A 16,203-nucleotide genomic window follows, 5' to 3' on the forward strand; every position below is an offset into this window, starting at 1 on the left:
GAAGAAATGTCATAAATTGTGGTTATAATGCAAGAATTATTAACAAGGAAAATTTATGCAACTGACATTGGTTCGCCATGGGGAAGCCGCTCCACCTGTGAATGGTAACGACACTAAACGCCCTCTTACTGCTCGTGGACACGCTCAAGCTGAACAAACAGCAACATTTTTAAAAGATATTGTTAAGCCTGACATTTTTGTAGTTAGTCCTTTACTACGTGCTCAAGAAACATTGGCACATATTCAAGCGTATTTTAAAGATGTGCCTGTGCTGTTATGCGATAAAATTAAACCAGACGATAATGCGAAAGAAGCAATTGAGTGGTTATCTCAGGTTCCTTATGAGTCAATTGTAGTGGTGTGTCATATGAATGTAGTAGGACATATTGCTGAACTGCTGACTCATGAAAGCTTCAATCCATTTGCATTGGCTGAAGCCCGAATTTATGATCAAGCTGTGATTGCAACTGGTTTATCAACACAAAAAAATAGTTTTATACCCACAATATAATTAAAAAGGTTATTTCGCCCATTATGCTGTATTTATGGATGCCTGAAACCAATGGAATATGGCATTGGTCTAACGGAGAAAACTGGTTACAGGCTGCAAGTCTGGATCAATTAATACAAGACCTACAATTGCATCAAGGAAAAGAGGCTGTCGTCTTTTTTCCTAGTCGTCATGCTCAGGTATTCCAGCAACAAATAGCAAAGTCTCATTACAAGCAACTCGGAGCAGATGGTGTTAAATATTTGCTTGAAGAGTTTGTAACTTTGCCGATTGATCACATGAAAGTGGTTCATCATTTTCATGCTGATCAATTAACAATATTGGGCGTCGCAAAAACTACAGTAGAAACATGGCAACATGCGATGAACTTGTTGCCAATCAAGCTCGTTGCTTTGTTACCAGACTTTTTGATTTTGCCAGAACCTCAAGATCAACAAGTTATTCTGTGTAATATTGATCAAAAATTACTGGCGCGCGAAAGTAAGTGGGTAGGTAATTCACTGGATGATTTGGGATTGTTTTTGGAGTTCCAGCCAGTTGAAACACATTATCAATATAGTGGGCTGACTGTAGAACAGTTAGAAAGCTTAGAAGCAGCTTCTAGTGTTGAGCAACGTTCAGAATTTTTTTATGAGTTTCAGGGCTTAGATAAACCTAAACAGCATCCTTTTAATGTTTTACCAAAAGCCAAAGGGCAAGAGCAGACGGTTTCTGGGTACTGGAAAGCATGTGCGGTTATTGTTTTAGCAATAATTGTGGTTCAGTTTAGCTATGATTTGTTGCGTTGGGTGAAATTAAGAAATGTTGCCAATCAAACAGCTGAGCAGACAATTGAGCAATATAAATATTGGTTTGGTCCTTCTAGTCGTGTAAATGAACAAAATATAAAAAGCCAATTTGAAAGTCATTTAAGAATGAGTAAACAGGGTGACACACAAGCACTCTCTCTGTTGAGCCGTGTTGGACCTATTTTAATGCAAAGACAAATTTTAGCTCAGCAGTTAAATTATGATGCTTCTACACTAACTATGGCCTTAAAAGCAAAATCGGGAGATGATTTGCAAGCTTTAACACAGCAGCTTAATCAGCAAGGCTTCAAGGCAGAGTTAGGTAATATTCAAGCCGATGGTGGTGGGGCAATTGGGGTGGTGAAAATACAATAATGAAAATGTTAGCTCAATTGCAAAACCGGTTTGATCAGTGGATTGAACAAATCAATCAATATTTAGACCGTTTAACTGTCCGTGAACGTATCATGGTGGTTTTTACTACAATTTTTGTTGTAGTGGCTATTATTGGAGCTTCACTTTGGAAAATGCATTCCTTAGCAGAACAACAGCAACAGCGCCTAAATGATTTAAAAGATTTGATGGTGTGGATGCAAAGTAATGCAGTCACGATGAAACCTGCGAGTGAGCTTGAGTTGGGTCAAGCAGAAAAAATACAACGTGTAGCTCAACAACAAGGGTTAACTGTCACTTCTCAACAAAATGGTGAGCAGTTACAAATTATTGTTACTCATCAGAATTACGCAATTTTAGCGAACTTTTTAACCCAACTGGCGCAAATGGGCTTAAGTATTGAAAAAATGGAAATGGTTTCAAGTGAAGGTCAGATTAAATTAACAGCGACGGTTCAATAACATATTAAAATATGCTGGTCTTAAGCATGGTGTTTTGTGCTCCCTGTGCCTATAATATGCCTACCTAAAATCAGTAGATTGTGATTGGTATGTTATATTCACTTGCTCGCCCGATGTTGTTTAGTTTAGCACCAGAGCGTGCCCATGAATTAACATTATCTATGCTTGATAAAGCACATAAGTTCGGCCTGCTACGTCAGAGCGTAGAAGCAAAACCAACGACTTGTATGGGAATTGAATTTCCAAATCCGGTAGGTTTAGCAGCTGGACTTGATAAAAATGGTGCACACATTGATGCACTGGCAGGTCTAGGATTCGGTTTTATTGAAATTGGAACCATTACGCCTCGCCCTCAGTCGGGTAATCCGCAGCCCCGCTTATTCCGTATTCCTGAAGCTAAAGCCATTATTAACCGTATGGGGTTTAATAATGATGGCGTTGATAAGTTGATTGAAAATGTCAAAGCTTCAAAATTTAAAGGGATTTTAGGCATTAATATTGGTAAGAATGCCGATACGCCTGTAGAAAAGGCTGTCGATGATTACCTAATTTGCCTAGAGAAAGTTTATAACTACGCTTCTTATATTACCGTTAATATTTCATCTCCAAATACTAAGAACTTAAGAAGTTTACAAAGCGGTGATGCATTAACTGAATTATTGCAAACCTTAAAAGAAAGACAACTTGAGCTAGCCGAACAATATAACCATTATGTTCCTTTGGTTCTAAAAGTTGCACCTGATTTAACAGCTGAAGATGTTGAGTTTATTGCAGCACAATTATTGCATTTTAAAATTGATGGTTTAATTGTTACCAATACGACTTTATCAAGAGAAGGTGTAGAAAATCTTCCTAATGGTAACGAGTCGGGTGGTTTATCAGGCGCACCTGTTTTTGAAAAAAGTACAGAATGTTTACGTTTGTTTGCCCAAACATTAAAAGGACAAATCCCGTTAATTGGCGTGGGTGGAATTTTGTCGGGTGAGCAAGCAGCAGTCAAACAGCAAGCTGGAGCAACATTAGTACAGATCTATAGTGGGCTGATTTATACCGGTCCTATTCTAGTGAAACAATGTGTTGCATCTATGTCATAAGTGAATATGAACACAATTGATATCATTATTCTGATACTTTTGCTCATTGGGGGGCTAAACGGTTTGCGACAAGGATTTATCAAAGCCTTTGCGAACTTGGTAGGATGGGTCATTGCATTAATTATGGGTGCAAAATATGCTGTCCTTCTTGCGCCGTCTATGTCGGGTTTAAGTCATGATCCAGTGGTTCAAAAAATTGCAGCTTTTGCATTTATAGCACTTTTGATCATTGTTTTAACATGGATCGTCTCTGCATTTTTAAATGGCCTCTTGAAAAGTCTGAAATTGGGGCCATTAAATCGTTTAGTAGGTGGTGCTTTTGGTTCTTTAAAGGGTTTGTTGGTTGTACTAATTACAATGCAGGGTGTAGGGCCTTGGGTTGAGAGTTCACCACACTGGAAGCAATCCAAGCTTATACAGTATTTATTGCCATATGCCCCTTTAGCTACAGAGTTATCTAAAGATGCAGCAAGTGAGGCATTTCATCAAATAACATCTGGAGGTAGTGCATCAGGCGCTCCTTCAAAACCAATGGACAAATCGGAAGATTTAGAAAGCCGATCTGACCATTCGACAAAGAATCCTTTTTATTAATTCCTAGCTTGTCTGCGAGGTTGCTATGTGTGGAGTTGTTGGTATAGCCGGTAAATCGCCAGTGAACCAAATGTTGTTTGATGCTTTAACGATGTTGCAACATCGTGGGCAAGATGCAGCTGGAATAGTAACCTGCCATGAAGGCCGTCTTTTCCTGCGTAAGGATAACGGTATGGTACGTGATGTCTTTCATACTCGTCATATGAGAGCATTACTTGGTAATTATGGTATTGGCCATGTACGTTACCCAACTGCTGGTTCTGCGAGTAGTGCTGAAGCACAGCCATTTTATGTGAACTCACCTTACGGTATTACACTTGCACATAATGGTAATTTAACCAATGCAGAAGAAATTCATGATGACCTGTTTAAAACAGATTTACGTCATATGAATACTGATTCTGACTCAGAAGTTCTTTTAAATGTATTCGCACATGAATTACAAAAGAAAGGTACTTTAAATCCTACAGCTGATGATATTTTCCATACGGTTTCTCGTGTGCATGAGCGTTGTCAGGGCGCGTATGGTGTCGTGGCGATGATCACTGGTCATGGTTTAGTAGGTTTCCGTGATCCAAACGGTATTCGTCCACTTATTTATGGTTCACGTGTAACTGAACAGGGTGAGATGGAATACATTATTGCTTCTGAATCAGTTGCTATTACTGCTCTTGGTTTTAAAATTGAGCGTGATATTGAACCGGGTGAAGCAATTTTTATCGATGCAAATGGTCAATTATTCTCTAAACAATGTGCGGCTAATCCAAAATACCGTCCATGTATTTTTGAATATGTTTATTTTGCTCGTCCTGATGCCATTATTGACGGAATTTCGGTTTATAAAGCCCGTTTAAAAATGGGTGAAAAGCTCGCTCATAAAATTTTACGTGACTGGGGTGAGGACCATGATATTGATGTGGTTATCCCAATTCCAGATACGAGCCGTACTTCAGCTTTAGAACTTGCAAATATTCTGGGTGTGAAGTTCCGTGAAGGTTTTATGAAAAACCGTTATATCGGCCGTACCTTTATTATGCCGGGACAACAGCAACGTAAAAAATCTGTACGTCAGAAATTAAACCCTGTTGAGTTAGAGTTTAAAGGGAAAAACGTTCTGTTGGTTGATGACTCTATTGTGCGTGGCACAACGTGTAATGAGATTATTCAAATGGCACGTGATTCTGGTGCAAAAAAAGTATACTTTGCTTCAGCAGCACCAAAAGTGATGTATCCAAACGTTTATGGTATTGATATGCCTGCGAAAGCTGAACTTATTGCTTCAGAGCGTAGTGTTGAAGAGATCCAAGAAATTATTGGTGCTGATCGCTTAGTTTTCCAAGAATTGGAAGATTTGAAAAATGCTGTACGTACTAGCAAAGTGCCTGATTTAACAGAGTTTGACTGCTCGGTATTTGATGGAATCTATGTAACTGGCGATATTGACGTTAACTATTTAAACAATTTGGAGCAGAAGCGTAATGATTCTGCGAAAAAGAAAAAAGATGGTTATATTGATGTGAATGTCGATGCTGCTTCTGTAGATTTAACTGGCATTAAAGAAGAATAGAAATAGCCGAAAAAGCGGGTATTTCCCGCTTTTTTCTTTTATGATGAAACCTAACAATGTAATTGGGAATATTTACATTGAAAGAAGTAAGCCACTATCTAATCGAAAATAAAAATATGGCATGGTCCATCACTATGTGTTTGGTTGCCGTGTTGCTGACTATTTTTATTTTAAATTTAATTTTAGGTTTACTTGTCCATTTTTTTGATTATAGCCAACCAATCTGGTGGCATACTTTAAGTCCTTATTTCGTCGCGCTATTACTTTTTATTATGGTTTGGTCAGTAGTTACCGAACTTTATATTCTGCGTAAAGGTGGGCACTCTTTAGCAAAACAACTTAAAGCACGTCGTTTAGTGAAAGAGGAAAGTACCCCCGAAGAACTCGCCGCATTAAAAATTACAGAACACTTGGCGCAAACTTTTTCCTTAAAAGTACCGACCGTATATGTTTTACCTGATGAAGTGGGTGTAAATGCACTTACGGCAGGTTTTCATCCTAAAGATATTGTCATTATTCTGACCTGGGGTGCTTTACAAAATTTGGATAAGCTTGAGTTATATGGTTTATTAGGCCATGAGTTTAATCAGATTTTATCGGGTGAGGCTGTTGAAAATACGAAATTAAAGATTTTATATAGTGGTTTAACAACTTTTAGTCAGTGGGGCAGTAAATTAGCCAAACAAGGTTTTAAGCGCTATAGCCCGGGTTATAAACATAAGTTTGAAACAGTTTTTGTTGCCGTAGGTGGGGTAATTTGGTTAGCCGGAAGCTTAGGCGTGCTGATTACTCGTTTTATTAAATATTTGACTTTGAGTGGACGTACATTCCGTAATGATCAAAAAACAGTACGACTATTAAAAAATAATGCGAACACCCAAACCTTGTTGCGTATTTATGTTCACCACTCTGGTTCGCAAATTCATAGTGCTTACTCTGAATCAATCGCACACATGTGTTTTGCTAACTCACTGAGCCCACAAAGCTGGATGAATATTCATCCGAGTATTCGTGAACGTATTTATGAGTTAAATCCGACTTTACTACAAGATCTGCAATTAGAAAATTTAAAGAAACTTCGTAATCGTCCATTGTTTAGCTTATTTCATTTCTTGGAAGAATCTGAGAAAGAAATTTATATTCCTTGGTCATCTCCGCAGCCTCTACCTTTGTTAAGACTGTCACCGATTAGTTTTGCATTAAATGATGCTATTAAACCTCTGAGTAGCGACGTACGTCGAAATAAGAAGCGTCCTGAATTAATTCAGCGGGCACTACAAACTGCTACTGGCTCACGCGAGGTAATGGTCGCTATTTTGATGATTCGCCAATATCGAGAATTCATTCCAAAAGACGCGCCAGTTAGTCATGCCATTATAGATGCGCTACTAAATCTGGATGGGCGTATTCATATTCAGATATTTCACGATGCATGTAAAAATATCGGTCATATACCTGCAAGTATTGCGCGTCAATTTTTGACAAAACTGGCTCTGATTATTCAGGAAGATGGTGAGATTGGTCTATTAGATGCACTTTTGCTAGAGCGGGTTAAATATGAATTGAATTTGATGCCGTTACATTTGCCCACTGCATTTGAAGAAGTAAAACCTCAAATTGTTCGTTTGATTGATGCATTGCTTCATGTTCAGCAAATTAATAGCCCAAATCAGTTAGAAGTACGTGAGCGTATTTTGCGTTCACTACTTAACCCAGATGAAATGTACATCTATGATGAAATTTCAGATGAGCCATTAGATCTGGCTGAAATTTTAAATGATATTGCTGGTTTATTATTGCGTGACCGTCTAAGTATTCTAGCAATTGCAGAAATGTGTCTGTGGAGCGATCGTATTATCACGCAAGATGAGTTAGATGTCCTTGAATTGCTTTATTGGCGTTTTGGTTTTGAGACAGAAGAAATTGTCGATCAAATGCAAAAAAGAAATAGTGTGATGATTATTTAAAAGACATATACGATTATAAAAATAATTGAATGAAATAAAACACTGAAAAAAAAACTCAAGCCCGTTAGAATGTAGATAGAGTAGAGGTATTGATTTACAAATGATTGGGCAGCAAAGAAATATATTGGCGACTTTAGGGATTGACGTATGGGTTCCTAAGACACAGGCGTGCCAAAAAAATAATGCTCAAAGCCTCTGGCGAGATCACACTGCTCCAGAAGTGGAGCCGATTATACTGCCTTCTAAGAATAATCTAGTTCTTGAACAACCCATAAAACCACAAGTCAACGAAATTCCCAAAGTTGAACCTGAAATTGTGGCCCCAATTCCAGCAGAAGTTCCGCCTGTTGTGCCACCTCGTAATGAGGTACACGTTCCAACGATTACGATTGCTTCATTTGAGATGCAAGCATTTGCACTTGAAAAGTGTGTCATTTTTTTAGATGTTACCAATTTAGCTGATGAAGAAAAGCAGCTTTGGAGTAACATTCAAAAAGCAAAAATAGGGCAATATACTGAATTGAAATGGCCGTTCCCTTTGGCTAGTTATCAAGACCAACGCGGTGTAGGTTCATATATTCAAGGATTTTTAGATGCTGTTGCAGCAGATAAGAAAATTTTGTGTTTGGGTGAATGTTCTTATATTCAACATGCCAATATTATTCACTTGGCAAGTTTAAAAGAGATGTTGGAGAAACCGCTCCTTAAAAAAAGATTATGGCAATTGATGCAAGATAACAACGAGTAGTAGGGATTTACATGAAAAAAGTTGTAGTTTTTAGCCAAATTGATGAAGAAATTTTGTCTCGATTACAACAGGATTATCAGGTTGTGGTTCTTAACCCAAAATTGGGTGATATTAATGAGCAAATACGCCAGCAAGTTGTAGATGCCGATGGAATGATTGGTGCTGGGAGACTTCTTAATGAAAGTAATCTTGCGCCTGCTCAAAAACTAAAAATTATTTCATCTGTAACGGTAGGTTATGACAATTATGATGTGGCTTATTTAAATCAAAGAAAAATCTGGTTATCAAACACACCTCACGTTTTAACTGAAACAACTGCTGATCTTGCTTTTACATTATTACTAAGTGCTGCTAGAAAAGTTCCTTTTCTTGATCATTGGACTAAACAAGGTGAATGGAAAAGAACAGTAGGGCCTCAGCAGTTCGGTTTGGATGTTTTTGGAAAGACACTAGGAATTATAGGACTTGGTAATATTGGTGCTGCAATTGCACGCCGGGGTTTTTATGGATTTAACATGAATATTGTTTACCATAATCGCCGTGAAAAGCCTGAATTGGCTGAGCCTTTAAAAGCACAATATCTTGGTTTGGATGAATTACTGCAACAGTCTGATTTTGTAGTAACCGCTGTTGACTTAAATAATGAATCAAAAGCCTTAATGGGCAAAGCTCAATTTGAGCTTATGCAAAAGCACGCTATTTTTATTAATATTGCACGTGGTTCAGTGGTTGATGAGCAAGCTTTGATTGAGGCCTTACAAAGTGAGGAAATCTTTGCAGCCGGTTTAGATGTATACGAAAAAGAACCTTTACAAGATTCAGCGCTTTTTAAATTGCCTAATGTTGTTACTTTGCCTCACGTAGGGTCGGCTACTGCAGAGACCCGTAAAAAAATGGCAAATCTTGCTTATAAAAATCTAGTTGAAGCCTTAGAAGATAAAACTCCTAGATATTTGGTAAATCCAAATTTTGCATAAATGATGAATAACACTTCATTGCAAAACTAAACTATCTCGAGTGATATAGTAAAAGTCTATTGATTGAACATAATTTTTTATGTTTTATATCAGTAGACTTTTTTGATGGTTTAATTTTAATAGAGAAAAACTTTTGAGATTTCTGCCAATTATTTTAAGTACGGCTTTTATAACAAATGCTTCGTACGCGCAGCCTTTTGACCCTCAACCATCTACAAATCAGGTGGAAATTCCAAATATTGGAAGTGGGATCGGTTTGCTTGATCAACAAAAAGAAAAATTTATTGGTGAAAAAGTTTTCCGAGAAGTTCACAAACAAATGCCAGTCATTCAAGATGTCTGGTTAGAAGACCAATTTTTTCAGGTATTTTCGAGTATCTTAAGCGAAACTCAGCTTGGACAGCCCATTGGTTTGGTTGTTATCAAAGATCCCCAAATTAATGCTTTTGCTGTGCCGGGTGGATTATTTGCACTCAATACAGGGCTTATTGCTTCAGCTCGTAATATTGATGAAATTGCTGGGGTGATGGCGCACGAAATTGCCCATGTATCACAAAGACATTTTAGTCGCTCTGAAGAAGCCTTTAAGGGTCAAACTTTATTAAGTCTAGCAGGACTTTTGGCGGGTGTGGCTATAGCTGCACAGGGTGGTGGTGATGCGGGTGCAGCAGTGATGCTTGGAACGCAAGCTGCACTCATGGACAAGCAATTAACATATAGTCGAAATCAAGAGCGTGAAGCAGACCGTATCGGCATGCAATATATGTATGCGGCAGGTTATAACCCACAAAGTATGGCAGATTACTTTGAAACCATGCATAGGGCTACAAGTCGAGTGAGTTTTTTACCAGACTTCTGGTTGACTCATCCATTAACGACCGAGCGTATGAGTGAAGCTCGCCTTCGTGCAAACCAGATGCCGAGAGTTAAAAACCGTATATATGATGCTGATTTTGAGATTCTAAAATGGTACACCATGGTGGTTGCAAATCAGGCAACTGAAAACCAACTACAAAGTTTGGCCGCTCAAAAGAATATTGCTGGTCTGATTGCTTTAGCAGCATTTTATACAAGACAAGGTGATTATGCTCAAGCCCAGTCTACTTTAGATCAAGCGAAATCTAGTGGAAAGCCTCTAGTGGCATTATTGCAGACAGATATTTATTTGGGTCAAAACAAATTAGATCAAGCTTATACCACGATTGCTGCTACACAAATGACGATGCCTGAAAATAAAGCTTTTAGTTATAAATTGGCTGAAGTGTTGCTACGTCAAGGTAAATTTGCGCAAGTCCAAACCTTGGTTCAAAGATTTGTTAATAAGAATCCGAGAGATATACAAGGCTGGCAATTTTTACAGCAAGCCGCTAATTTGGATAAGAATGCACCTTTAAGAGCGGTTAATGTTTTACGCTATCGGGCTGAAGCAGAGTATTGGTCAGGTAGTGAAGAAAATGCAATTAAATCAATGTTGCATGCTCAACGATTAGCAAAAGACAATCAAGCAATGTCAGCTAGAATAGACAGTCGACTCAAACAAATGCAAGATGAACGACGAATGAAAATTTAGATCTGTAGTTTGACCTTATAATTTTCGCAGACGTAGATATATTTAAACTTCCAAGTAAATGAAAATCTAATTTAAGAAAGAATAAGAAAAGAGGGAGATTAAGCTAATTTAGCTTTAATTTTTGCTGAAACTTGAGCAGGATCGGCACGCCCGGCTATGATCGGACGTAGAGAATTCATCACCTTACCCATATCTTTCATGCTAGTTGCTTCTTGAGCAGAAATCGTTTGCTCAATGAGAGAATCAAGCTCTTCCTCAGTCATAGCTTCTGGTAGAAACTGAGAGATAATCTCAGCTTCGGCTTGTTCTTTACTAGCTAAATCATTACGACCAGCACCTTCAAAGGCTTTGATCGATTCTTTACGTTGTTTAATTTGCTTTTCAATGACCGCAAGAACCTGAGCGTCGTCAAGCTCTTTGCGCTCATCGACTTCGATTTGCTTAATTGCCGCTTGTAGACTACGCAAAACCGTCACTGTTGCCATATCTTTGGCACGCATAGAAGTTTTTAATGCATCAGTAATTTGGTTTTTTAAAGTAGTCATAATTCAGCAGTCAATCACAAATTAATTAGTAAAGGCGAGTAGTACGTACAGATTCGCGAGCCAATTTCTTTTGGTAGCGTTTAACTGCTGCAGCTTTTTTGCGCTTACGTTCTTGAGTTGGTTTTTCGTAGAATTCGCGTTTACGAACGTCAGCTAAAACACCAGCTTTTTCGCATGAACGTTTGAAACGACGGATAGCTACGTCAACTGGTTCGCCTTCTTTCAACTTAACTTGTGGCATGTAAAATCCTCTAGATTATGGATAAGATCAGGCACACCATTGCGCCGGATCACAAGTGAAGGTCAGTATTTTACTCATTTACAACTCATATCACAAGTCTATAATAGCGATTGCAATATTTTGACTCATATAAAAGGCAGTTTTGATGATTGTTTTAGGCTTGGAAACTTCTTGTGATGAAACAGGGTTGGCACTTTATGATAGCGAACTCGGCTTACGGGGACAGGTTCTTTATAGCCAGATTAAACTTCATGCCGAATATGGTGGGGTAGTACCTGAACTTGCTTCTCGTGACCATGTTCGTAAATTAATTCCTTTAATGAATCAATTGCTTGAGCAAAGTGGTGTAAAAAAACAAGAGATTGATGCAGTCGCGTATACGCGTGGTCCTGGCTTAATGGGAGCATTAATGACAGGCGCCTTATTTGGACGAACTTTAGCTTTTTCTTTAAATAAGCCTGCTATTGGTGTACACCATATGGAAGGGCATATGTTGGCACCATTACTTTCAAGTCAACCACCCGAATTTCCATTTGTGGCATTGTTGGTTTCAGGTGGGCATACACAATTGATGGCAGCCCATGCTATTGGTCAATATGAGTTATTGGGTGAGTCTATTGATGATGCTGCAGGTGAAGCTTTTGATAAAGTTGCAAAAATGATGAGCCTACCATATCCAGGTGGGCCAAATATCGCAAAACTTGCATTATCTGGTGATCCATTAGCGTTTGAATTTCCACGACCTATGCTTCATCAAGGTCTAGATTTTTCTTTTAGTGGTTTAAAAACAGCCGTTTCTGTTCAATTGAAAAAATTGAATGGTGAAAATAGAGACGCGGACATTGCTGCTTCCTTCCAAGAAGCAATTGTAGATACCTTGGTAAAAAAATCAGTAAAAGCTTTAAAGCAAACTGGACTTAAACGTTTAGTTATTGCCGGTGGAGTCAGTGCAAATTTAAGACTACGTGAGCAATTAGAAACTTCCTTGGCGAAAATTAAAGCGCAAGTTTATTATGCCGAACCTGCTTTATGTACTGATAATGGGGCAATGATTGCTTTTGCAGGTTATCAGCGTTTAAAAGCCGGCCAACATGATGGTTTAGCTGTCACGACTACACCGCGTTGGCCAATGACCGAGTTATCTATTCCAGTAAATTCTTAATACTTAAAAACAAACGGCTATTCTTATTGAAATAGCCGTTTTATTTTATTTGGAAGGACTGGTTAGCTCTTTTAACGCATTTAAACCAATCCAATGCTTAGAAAACTGATAAGCAGCTCGACCAGAACGCTGACCACGCATCTGGCACCAACGTAAACTTTCAGCACGAACTTCGTCATTAAAAGGCATGTTCGCTTTATCAAGATAATGTTCTACGATTTCTAAGTATAAATTTTGATCCATAGGATAAAAAGATAACCACAAACCAAACCGATCTGATAAAGAGATCTTTTCTTCAATCGCTTCTTGTGGGTGTAACTCAGTATATTGCGGAACATCAACCTTGGTTACAGGTGTATTTTCATGCATGAATTCTGGTAACAAGTGGCGACGGTTACTGGTTGCATAAATAATAAAATTTGTTGAACCAGATTGTAATGAACCATCCAATACACTTTTTAAACTACGATAATTTTCATCTTCAGCGTTAAAAGCTAAGTCATCACAATAGACGATGTATTTTTCAGGTCGATTTTGAATGAGTTTTTGAATTTTAGGTAAGTCTGCTAAATCATCACGTTCAATTTCGATTAAACGTAATCCTTGAGGGGCATACTCAGTTAATAAAGCACGAACGATAGAAGATTTTCCTGTACCACGCGAACCCGTTAAAAGCACATCATTGGCCGGTAGGCCATTTAAAAATTGCAAAGTATTTTGGATGATTTTTTCTTTTTGACGCTCAATGCCCTTTAAGTCATCAAGATAAATATTTTTCGGTGTGTAGATGGCTTTAAGTTGCTGATTTTCCCATCTAAAGGCAGGTGCAGTAAAATCTGTCTCTTCTCGAGGTTCAGGTAAGACCTGCTGTAGCTGATTTAATACAAGTGATAATGTTTGAACTAAATTCTCTGGTAAATCAATGGTAGCCATGGTTAATCAATCATGTTAAACAGTAATTTACTAGGATACTAACACCGAAATTAACAGGCTGACAAAAAACTTATTGCCTATACACTTTATCGGTTTTGCAATTGATTGAAATGTTCAGACCGAGCATAGTGTTGTCATGTCTATTCAGTAAAATCATCTGAGAAGATGAGGACGAATTATGTTTGAAAAATTACGAAGTGATATGAATCCACATCAGGCTTACCGTATCAAAAAATTACAACGTCAATTAGACATGGCTGAATCTTATGAAGAATGGAAGTCTTTTGCCCTAAAGCTAGATGAAGAAACAGGGGTACAAGAGTGGAAATTTGATAATAGTTCACCTTACTTCGATGCCGAGCTCATTTCTTATCGGTATACCTTACTCAAAAGATATCGTCAGCAACATCGAACCCTAGACCTCATCTATTTACTCAAAGAAGGTCTAACCTATGATATTGCAAATATTGGTCACCCCATGCTTTTTGCTGCAACGCATGTGGGAACAAAAAAGTTAATTGAAGACTATATTGATGAGGTAAGCCAAAGCTTGGCTTACATTGCTTCAAGTGAATGCATCACCTTTCAAAGAAAAGAAAAAATTGAGTTTTTTGAAAACTGTGAAAAGGCATACGGACAGCCCGCACTTATGTTCTCGGGTGGGGCGACTTTAGGTCTGTTTCATACAGGGGTATGTAAAGCTCTAATTGAACAAGACTTGATGCCTAAAGTACTCTCTGGCTCAAGTGCTGGAGCAATTATGACAGGTATGCTGGGAACGTCTGCTAGTGAAGATGTTCAAAACTTATTAAATGGCGAACAATTCTTTAGTGATGCGTTTCATTTCAGAAAATTCCGTGAACTTATTAAAGGCAATGGTGGGATTGCCGATGTTCACTATTTGAAAAAATTTCTTATTGAAAATTTAGGTGATCTTACTTTTGAAGAGGCCTTTAAAAAATCAGGTTTGAATATTAATGTTGCTGTAGCGCCGTATGATGCAACAGAAAACCCGCGGATTATGAACGCCATTATGACACCGAACGTTTTGGTGTGGAGTGCGGTATTAGCTTCATGTGCTGTGCCAATTTTATTCCCACCGGTACGTTTAACTAGTAAGCGTTATGATGGTGAGCATACACCTTATATGGCAAATACAAAGTGGGTGGATGGAAGTGTAAGAAGCGATTTCCCTCAAGAACGAATGGCTCGGCTTTACAATTTAAACTACACGATTGCGAGTCAGGTTAATCCCCATATTGTTCCATTTATGCAAAATGATGCGGATCGCTTTCGTAAAGACGTACTAAGTTGGCCTGAAAGAATTCTAAGACGCCAAGGTAAAGTGCTATCAATGGGCGTTATGGATTTTACACGCCAACGACTTGGTTCTATATCTCCAGTTAGAAGATTGTTAGATCATGGATATGGCGTGATGGGACAACGTTATTATGGTGATGTAAATATCATTGCTAAATATAGCCTAAGTCACTATACCTATACTTTGCAAAATCCGCGTCCACATTTGTTTAAACGTTTGCAAAGGGAAGGAGAACGCGCGACTTGGCCAAAAATTTCTTCAATTGAGACGCATGCTCGTATTGGTAAAACAATTCAGCATTGTTTAGAGGTTTTGCGTTTTGAAGAAAAGAAACAACAGCCTGAGTCCTATTATGCTGAAGCATGATTTTGCTTCCCCAATAGAAAACTTAATATGTGTGACCAAGCCAGCAAGTGCAGTGTTAGGGCGGTGTTTATGGACATGTACCATAGACACTAAGAATTACTGGTTAAAATATCATTTGCCTGAAACCCATGCTCAAAGTGAGCAAGATTTTTTGCATGAGCAATTATTTTACAAAGAAATTAACCTTAAGAACTCAACATGGCTTTTACCTTACAAACTGATTGAAGTCAGTTTAATTCCCCAGTTAGGCCAGTCTTTAGGTAAAGTTCTGATTTTACCTGATAGTGATGTGTGGTTTGATTCATTAAATCATGAAACTGTTTTTACTGATGTATATCGAAAGATTTGGTTCGCAATAAATAAGCTTGCTGAACTGCATGAATTTGGCTGGATTCATGGGGATGTTAAGACAGAACATTTTAGAGAGTTTCAGCAAAAGCCTTATTTGATTGATTTTGAGAAAACAAGGCCTATCTCAAGTCAAGAATCAATCATGGATGCAACACCTCGTTATATGGCTCCTGAACTATTTCGAGGAGGGTATAAGAGCATACAAAGCGATTTATATGCATTGGGTATCGTTTTATATGAATGGTTAACCCAAACTCGCTTAGAAGCAACCAGTTATCGTGAGTGGGCAATATTACATTGCCAAAAATTAAGCATTCAATTGCCTCCGCAGTTTCTCAATTTTTATCCATTGCTCACAGGTTTATTAAAAACAGCAGCAAAATCGGTTTTCAAATGCCAGTGAAGCAATAAATTGCTTAAAGCAGATTCAAATTGATAAAAATCATTGATCTAGTATCTGTATACAATTTACACGGTTAGTTTTTTTTAGAAAAAAAACACTTGTCACTGTTAGATCTTATCGCTAATATACACAGCCATCGGGGGCGTGGCGAAATTGGTAGACGCACTGGATTTAGGTTCCAGCGCCGCAAGGTGTAAGAGTTCGAGTCTCT

15 protein-coding genes and 1 pseudogene are annotated in these 16,203 nt (G+C 38.2%); 13 read left to right on the forward strand and 3 right to left on the reverse strand.

Going from position 1 to position 16,203, the window contains the following annotated elements; all coding sequences use genetic code 11:
* Positions 1 to 55 precede the first annotated feature (55 nt).
* The 10 genes from POD11_RS06960 (at position 56) to POD11_RS07005 (ending at position 10,670) form a co-directional block, all read left to right on the forward strand.
* Positions 56 to 511, forward strand: a complete 456-nt coding sequence (locus POD11_RS06960; protein ID WP_016140506.1) for a SixA phosphatase family protein — start codon at positions 56 to 58, stop codon at positions 509 to 511.
* A gap of 23 nt (positions 512 to 534) precedes the next feature.
* Positions 535 to 1,674, forward strand: a complete 1,140-nt coding sequence (gspL, locus tag POD11_RS06965; RefSeq protein ID WP_016140507.1) for a type II secretion system protein GspL — start codon at positions 535 to 537, stop codon at positions 1,672 to 1,674.
* On the forward strand, positions 1,674 to 2,153 hold the full coding sequence (gene gspM, locus POD11_RS06970) for a type II secretion system protein GspM (RefSeq protein WP_016140508.1): 480 nt from the start codon (positions 1,674 to 1,676) through the stop codon (positions 2,151 to 2,153). Before gspL ends, gspM begins: the two co-directional genes overlap by 1 nt.
* Before the next feature lie 89 nt (positions 2,154 to 2,242).
* Positions 2,243 to 3,247, forward strand: a complete 1,005-nt coding sequence (locus POD11_RS06975; RefSeq protein ID WP_016140509.1) for a quinone-dependent dihydroorotate dehydrogenase — start codon at positions 2,243 to 2,245, stop codon at positions 3,245 to 3,247.
* Between the two features lie 6 nt (positions 3,248 to 3,253).
* Entirely contained in the window at positions 3,254 to 3,841 is a 588-nt protein-coding gene (locus POD11_RS06980) for a CvpA family protein (protein WP_262456772.1), read from the forward strand.
* A gap of 25 nt (positions 3,842 to 3,866) precedes the next feature.
* The gene (purF, locus tag POD11_RS06985; RefSeq protein ID WP_016140511.1) at positions 3,867 to 5,408 is read left to right on the forward strand and encodes an amidophosphoribosyltransferase; all 1,542 of its coding nucleotides are present in this window, start codon (positions 3,867 to 3,869) and stop codon (positions 5,406 to 5,408) included.
* A 77-nt stretch (positions 5,409 to 5,485) separates the two neighbouring features.
* On the forward strand, positions 5,486 to 7,375 hold the full coding sequence (locus POD11_RS06990) for a M48 family metalloprotease (protein WP_039758715.1): 1,890 nt from the start codon (positions 5,486 to 5,488) through the stop codon (positions 7,373 to 7,375).
* Between the two features lie 100 nt (positions 7,376 to 7,475).
* Complete coding sequence (locus tag POD11_RS06995) at positions 7,476 to 8,123, forward strand: hypothetical protein (protein ID WP_262456773.1); 648 nt, start codon at positions 7,476 to 7,478, stop codon at positions 8,121 to 8,123.
* A gap of 11 nt (positions 8,124 to 8,134) precedes the next feature.
* A complete protein-coding gene (locus POD11_RS07000) occupies positions 8,135 to 9,100 on the forward strand; it encodes a 2-hydroxyacid dehydrogenase (RefSeq protein ID WP_239967240.1) in 966 nt (321 codons plus the stop codon).
* Between the two features lie 142 nt (positions 9,101 to 9,242).
* Positions 9,243 to 10,670, forward strand: a complete 1,428-nt coding sequence (locus tag POD11_RS07005) for a M48 family metalloprotease (protein WP_262456782.1) — start codon at positions 9,243 to 9,245, stop codon at positions 10,668 to 10,670.
* A gap of 98 nt (positions 10,671 to 10,768) precedes the next feature.
* On the opposite strand, the gene POD11_RS07010 is transcribed toward POD11_RS07005, so the two are convergent.
* Positions 10,769 to 11,215 (reverse strand): GatB/YqeY domain-containing protein, encoded by a 447-nt coding sequence (locus tag POD11_RS07010; protein WP_016140516.1) that lies wholly within the window; start codon positions 11,213 to 11,215, stop codon positions 10,769 to 10,771.
* Between the two features lie 25 nt (positions 11,216 to 11,240).
* A complete protein-coding gene (gene rpsU, locus POD11_RS07015; protein WP_001136722.1) occupies positions 11,241 to 11,456 on the reverse strand; it encodes a 30S ribosomal protein S21 in 216 nt (71 codons plus the stop codon).
* A 145-nt stretch (positions 11,457 to 11,601) separates the two neighbouring features.
* On the opposite strand from rpsU, the gene tsaD reads away from it, so the two are divergent.
* A complete protein-coding gene (gene tsaD / locus POD11_RS07020) occupies positions 11,602 to 12,618 on the forward strand; it encodes a tRNA (adenosine(37)-N6)-threonylcarbamoyltransferase complex transferase subunit TsaD (protein ID WP_016140517.1) in 1,017 nt (338 codons plus the stop codon).
* 45 nt (positions 12,619 to 12,663) lie between these two features.
* Here tsaD and POD11_RS07025 read toward each other — a convergent pair whose 3' ends face one another.
* Positions 12,664 to 13,551, reverse strand: coding sequence for an ATP-binding protein (locus POD11_RS07025; protein ID WP_239967241.1), 888 nt, complete (start codon positions 13,549 to 13,551; stop codon positions 12,664 to 12,666).
* Between the two features lie 178 nt (positions 13,552 to 13,729).
* On the opposite strand from POD11_RS07025, the gene POD11_RS07030 reads away from it, so the two are divergent.
* Both POD11_RS07030 and POD11_RS07035 read left to right on the forward strand, forming a co-directional pair.
* Positions 13,730 to 15,238 (forward strand): DUF3336 domain-containing protein, encoded by a 1,509-nt coding sequence (locus POD11_RS07030; RefSeq protein WP_032053442.1) that lies wholly within the window; start codon positions 13,730 to 13,732, stop codon positions 15,236 to 15,238.
* Positions 15,225 to 16,038 (forward strand): annotated as a pseudogene (locus POD11_RS07035) (protein kinase domain-containing protein). Before POD11_RS07030 ends, POD11_RS07035 begins: the two are co-directional and overlap by 14 nt.
* The last annotated feature ends 165 nt before the right edge of the window (positions 16,039 to 16,203 follow it).

The sequence above is a fragment of the Acinetobacter sp. P1(2023) genome (assembly GCF_028367635.1).
Classification (GTDB): domain Bacteria; phylum Pseudomonadota; class Gammaproteobacteria; order Pseudomonadales; family Moraxellaceae; genus Acinetobacter; species Acinetobacter pittii_E.

Coding starts and splice junctions, on each gene's coding strand:
- rpsU (WP_001136722.1), bottom strand. CDS start 11,456: ATGCCACAAGTTAAGTTGAAAGAAGGCGAACCAGTTGACGTAGCTATC.
- POD11_RS07010 (WP_016140516.1), bottom strand. CDS start 11,215: ATGACTACTTTAAAAAACCAAATTACTGATGCATTAAAAACTTCTATG.
- POD11_RS06980 (WP_262456772.1), top strand. CDS start 3,254: ATGAACACAATTGATATCATTATTCTGATACTTTTGCTCATTGGGGGG.
- tsaD (WP_016140517.1), top strand. CDS start 11,602: ATGATTGTTTTAGGCTTGGAAACTTCTTGTGATGAAACAGGGTTGGCA.
- POD11_RS06995 (WP_262456773.1), top strand. CDS start 7,476: ATGATTGGGCAGCAAAGAAATATATTGGCGACTTTAGGGATTGACGTA.
- POD11_RS07025 (WP_239967241.1), bottom strand. CDS start 13,551: ATGGCTACCATTGATTTACCAGAGAATTTAGTTCAAACATTATCACTT.
- POD11_RS06975 (WP_016140509.1), top strand. CDS start 2,243: ATGTTATATTCACTTGCTCGCCCGATGTTGTTTAGTTTAGCACCAGAG.
- purF (WP_016140511.1), top strand. CDS start 3,867: ATGTGTGGAGTTGTTGGTATAGCCGGTAAATCGCCAGTGAACCAAATG.
- POD11_RS07000 (WP_239967240.1), top strand. CDS start 8,135: ATGAAAAAAGTTGTAGTTTTTAGCCAAATTGATGAAGAAATTTTGTCT.
- gspM (WP_016140508.1), top strand. CDS start 1,674: ATGAAAATGTTAGCTCAATTGCAAAACCGGTTTGATCAGTGGATTGAA.
- POD11_RS07030 (WP_032053442.1), top strand. CDS start 13,730: ATGTTTGAAAAATTACGAAGTGATATGAATCCACATCAGGCTTACCGT.
- gspL (WP_016140507.1), top strand. CDS start 535: ATGCTGTATTTATGGATGCCTGAAACCAATGGAATATGGCATTGGTCT.
- POD11_RS06960 (WP_016140506.1), top strand. CDS start 56: ATGCAACTGACATTGGTTCGCCATGGGGAAGCCGCTCCACCTGTGAAT.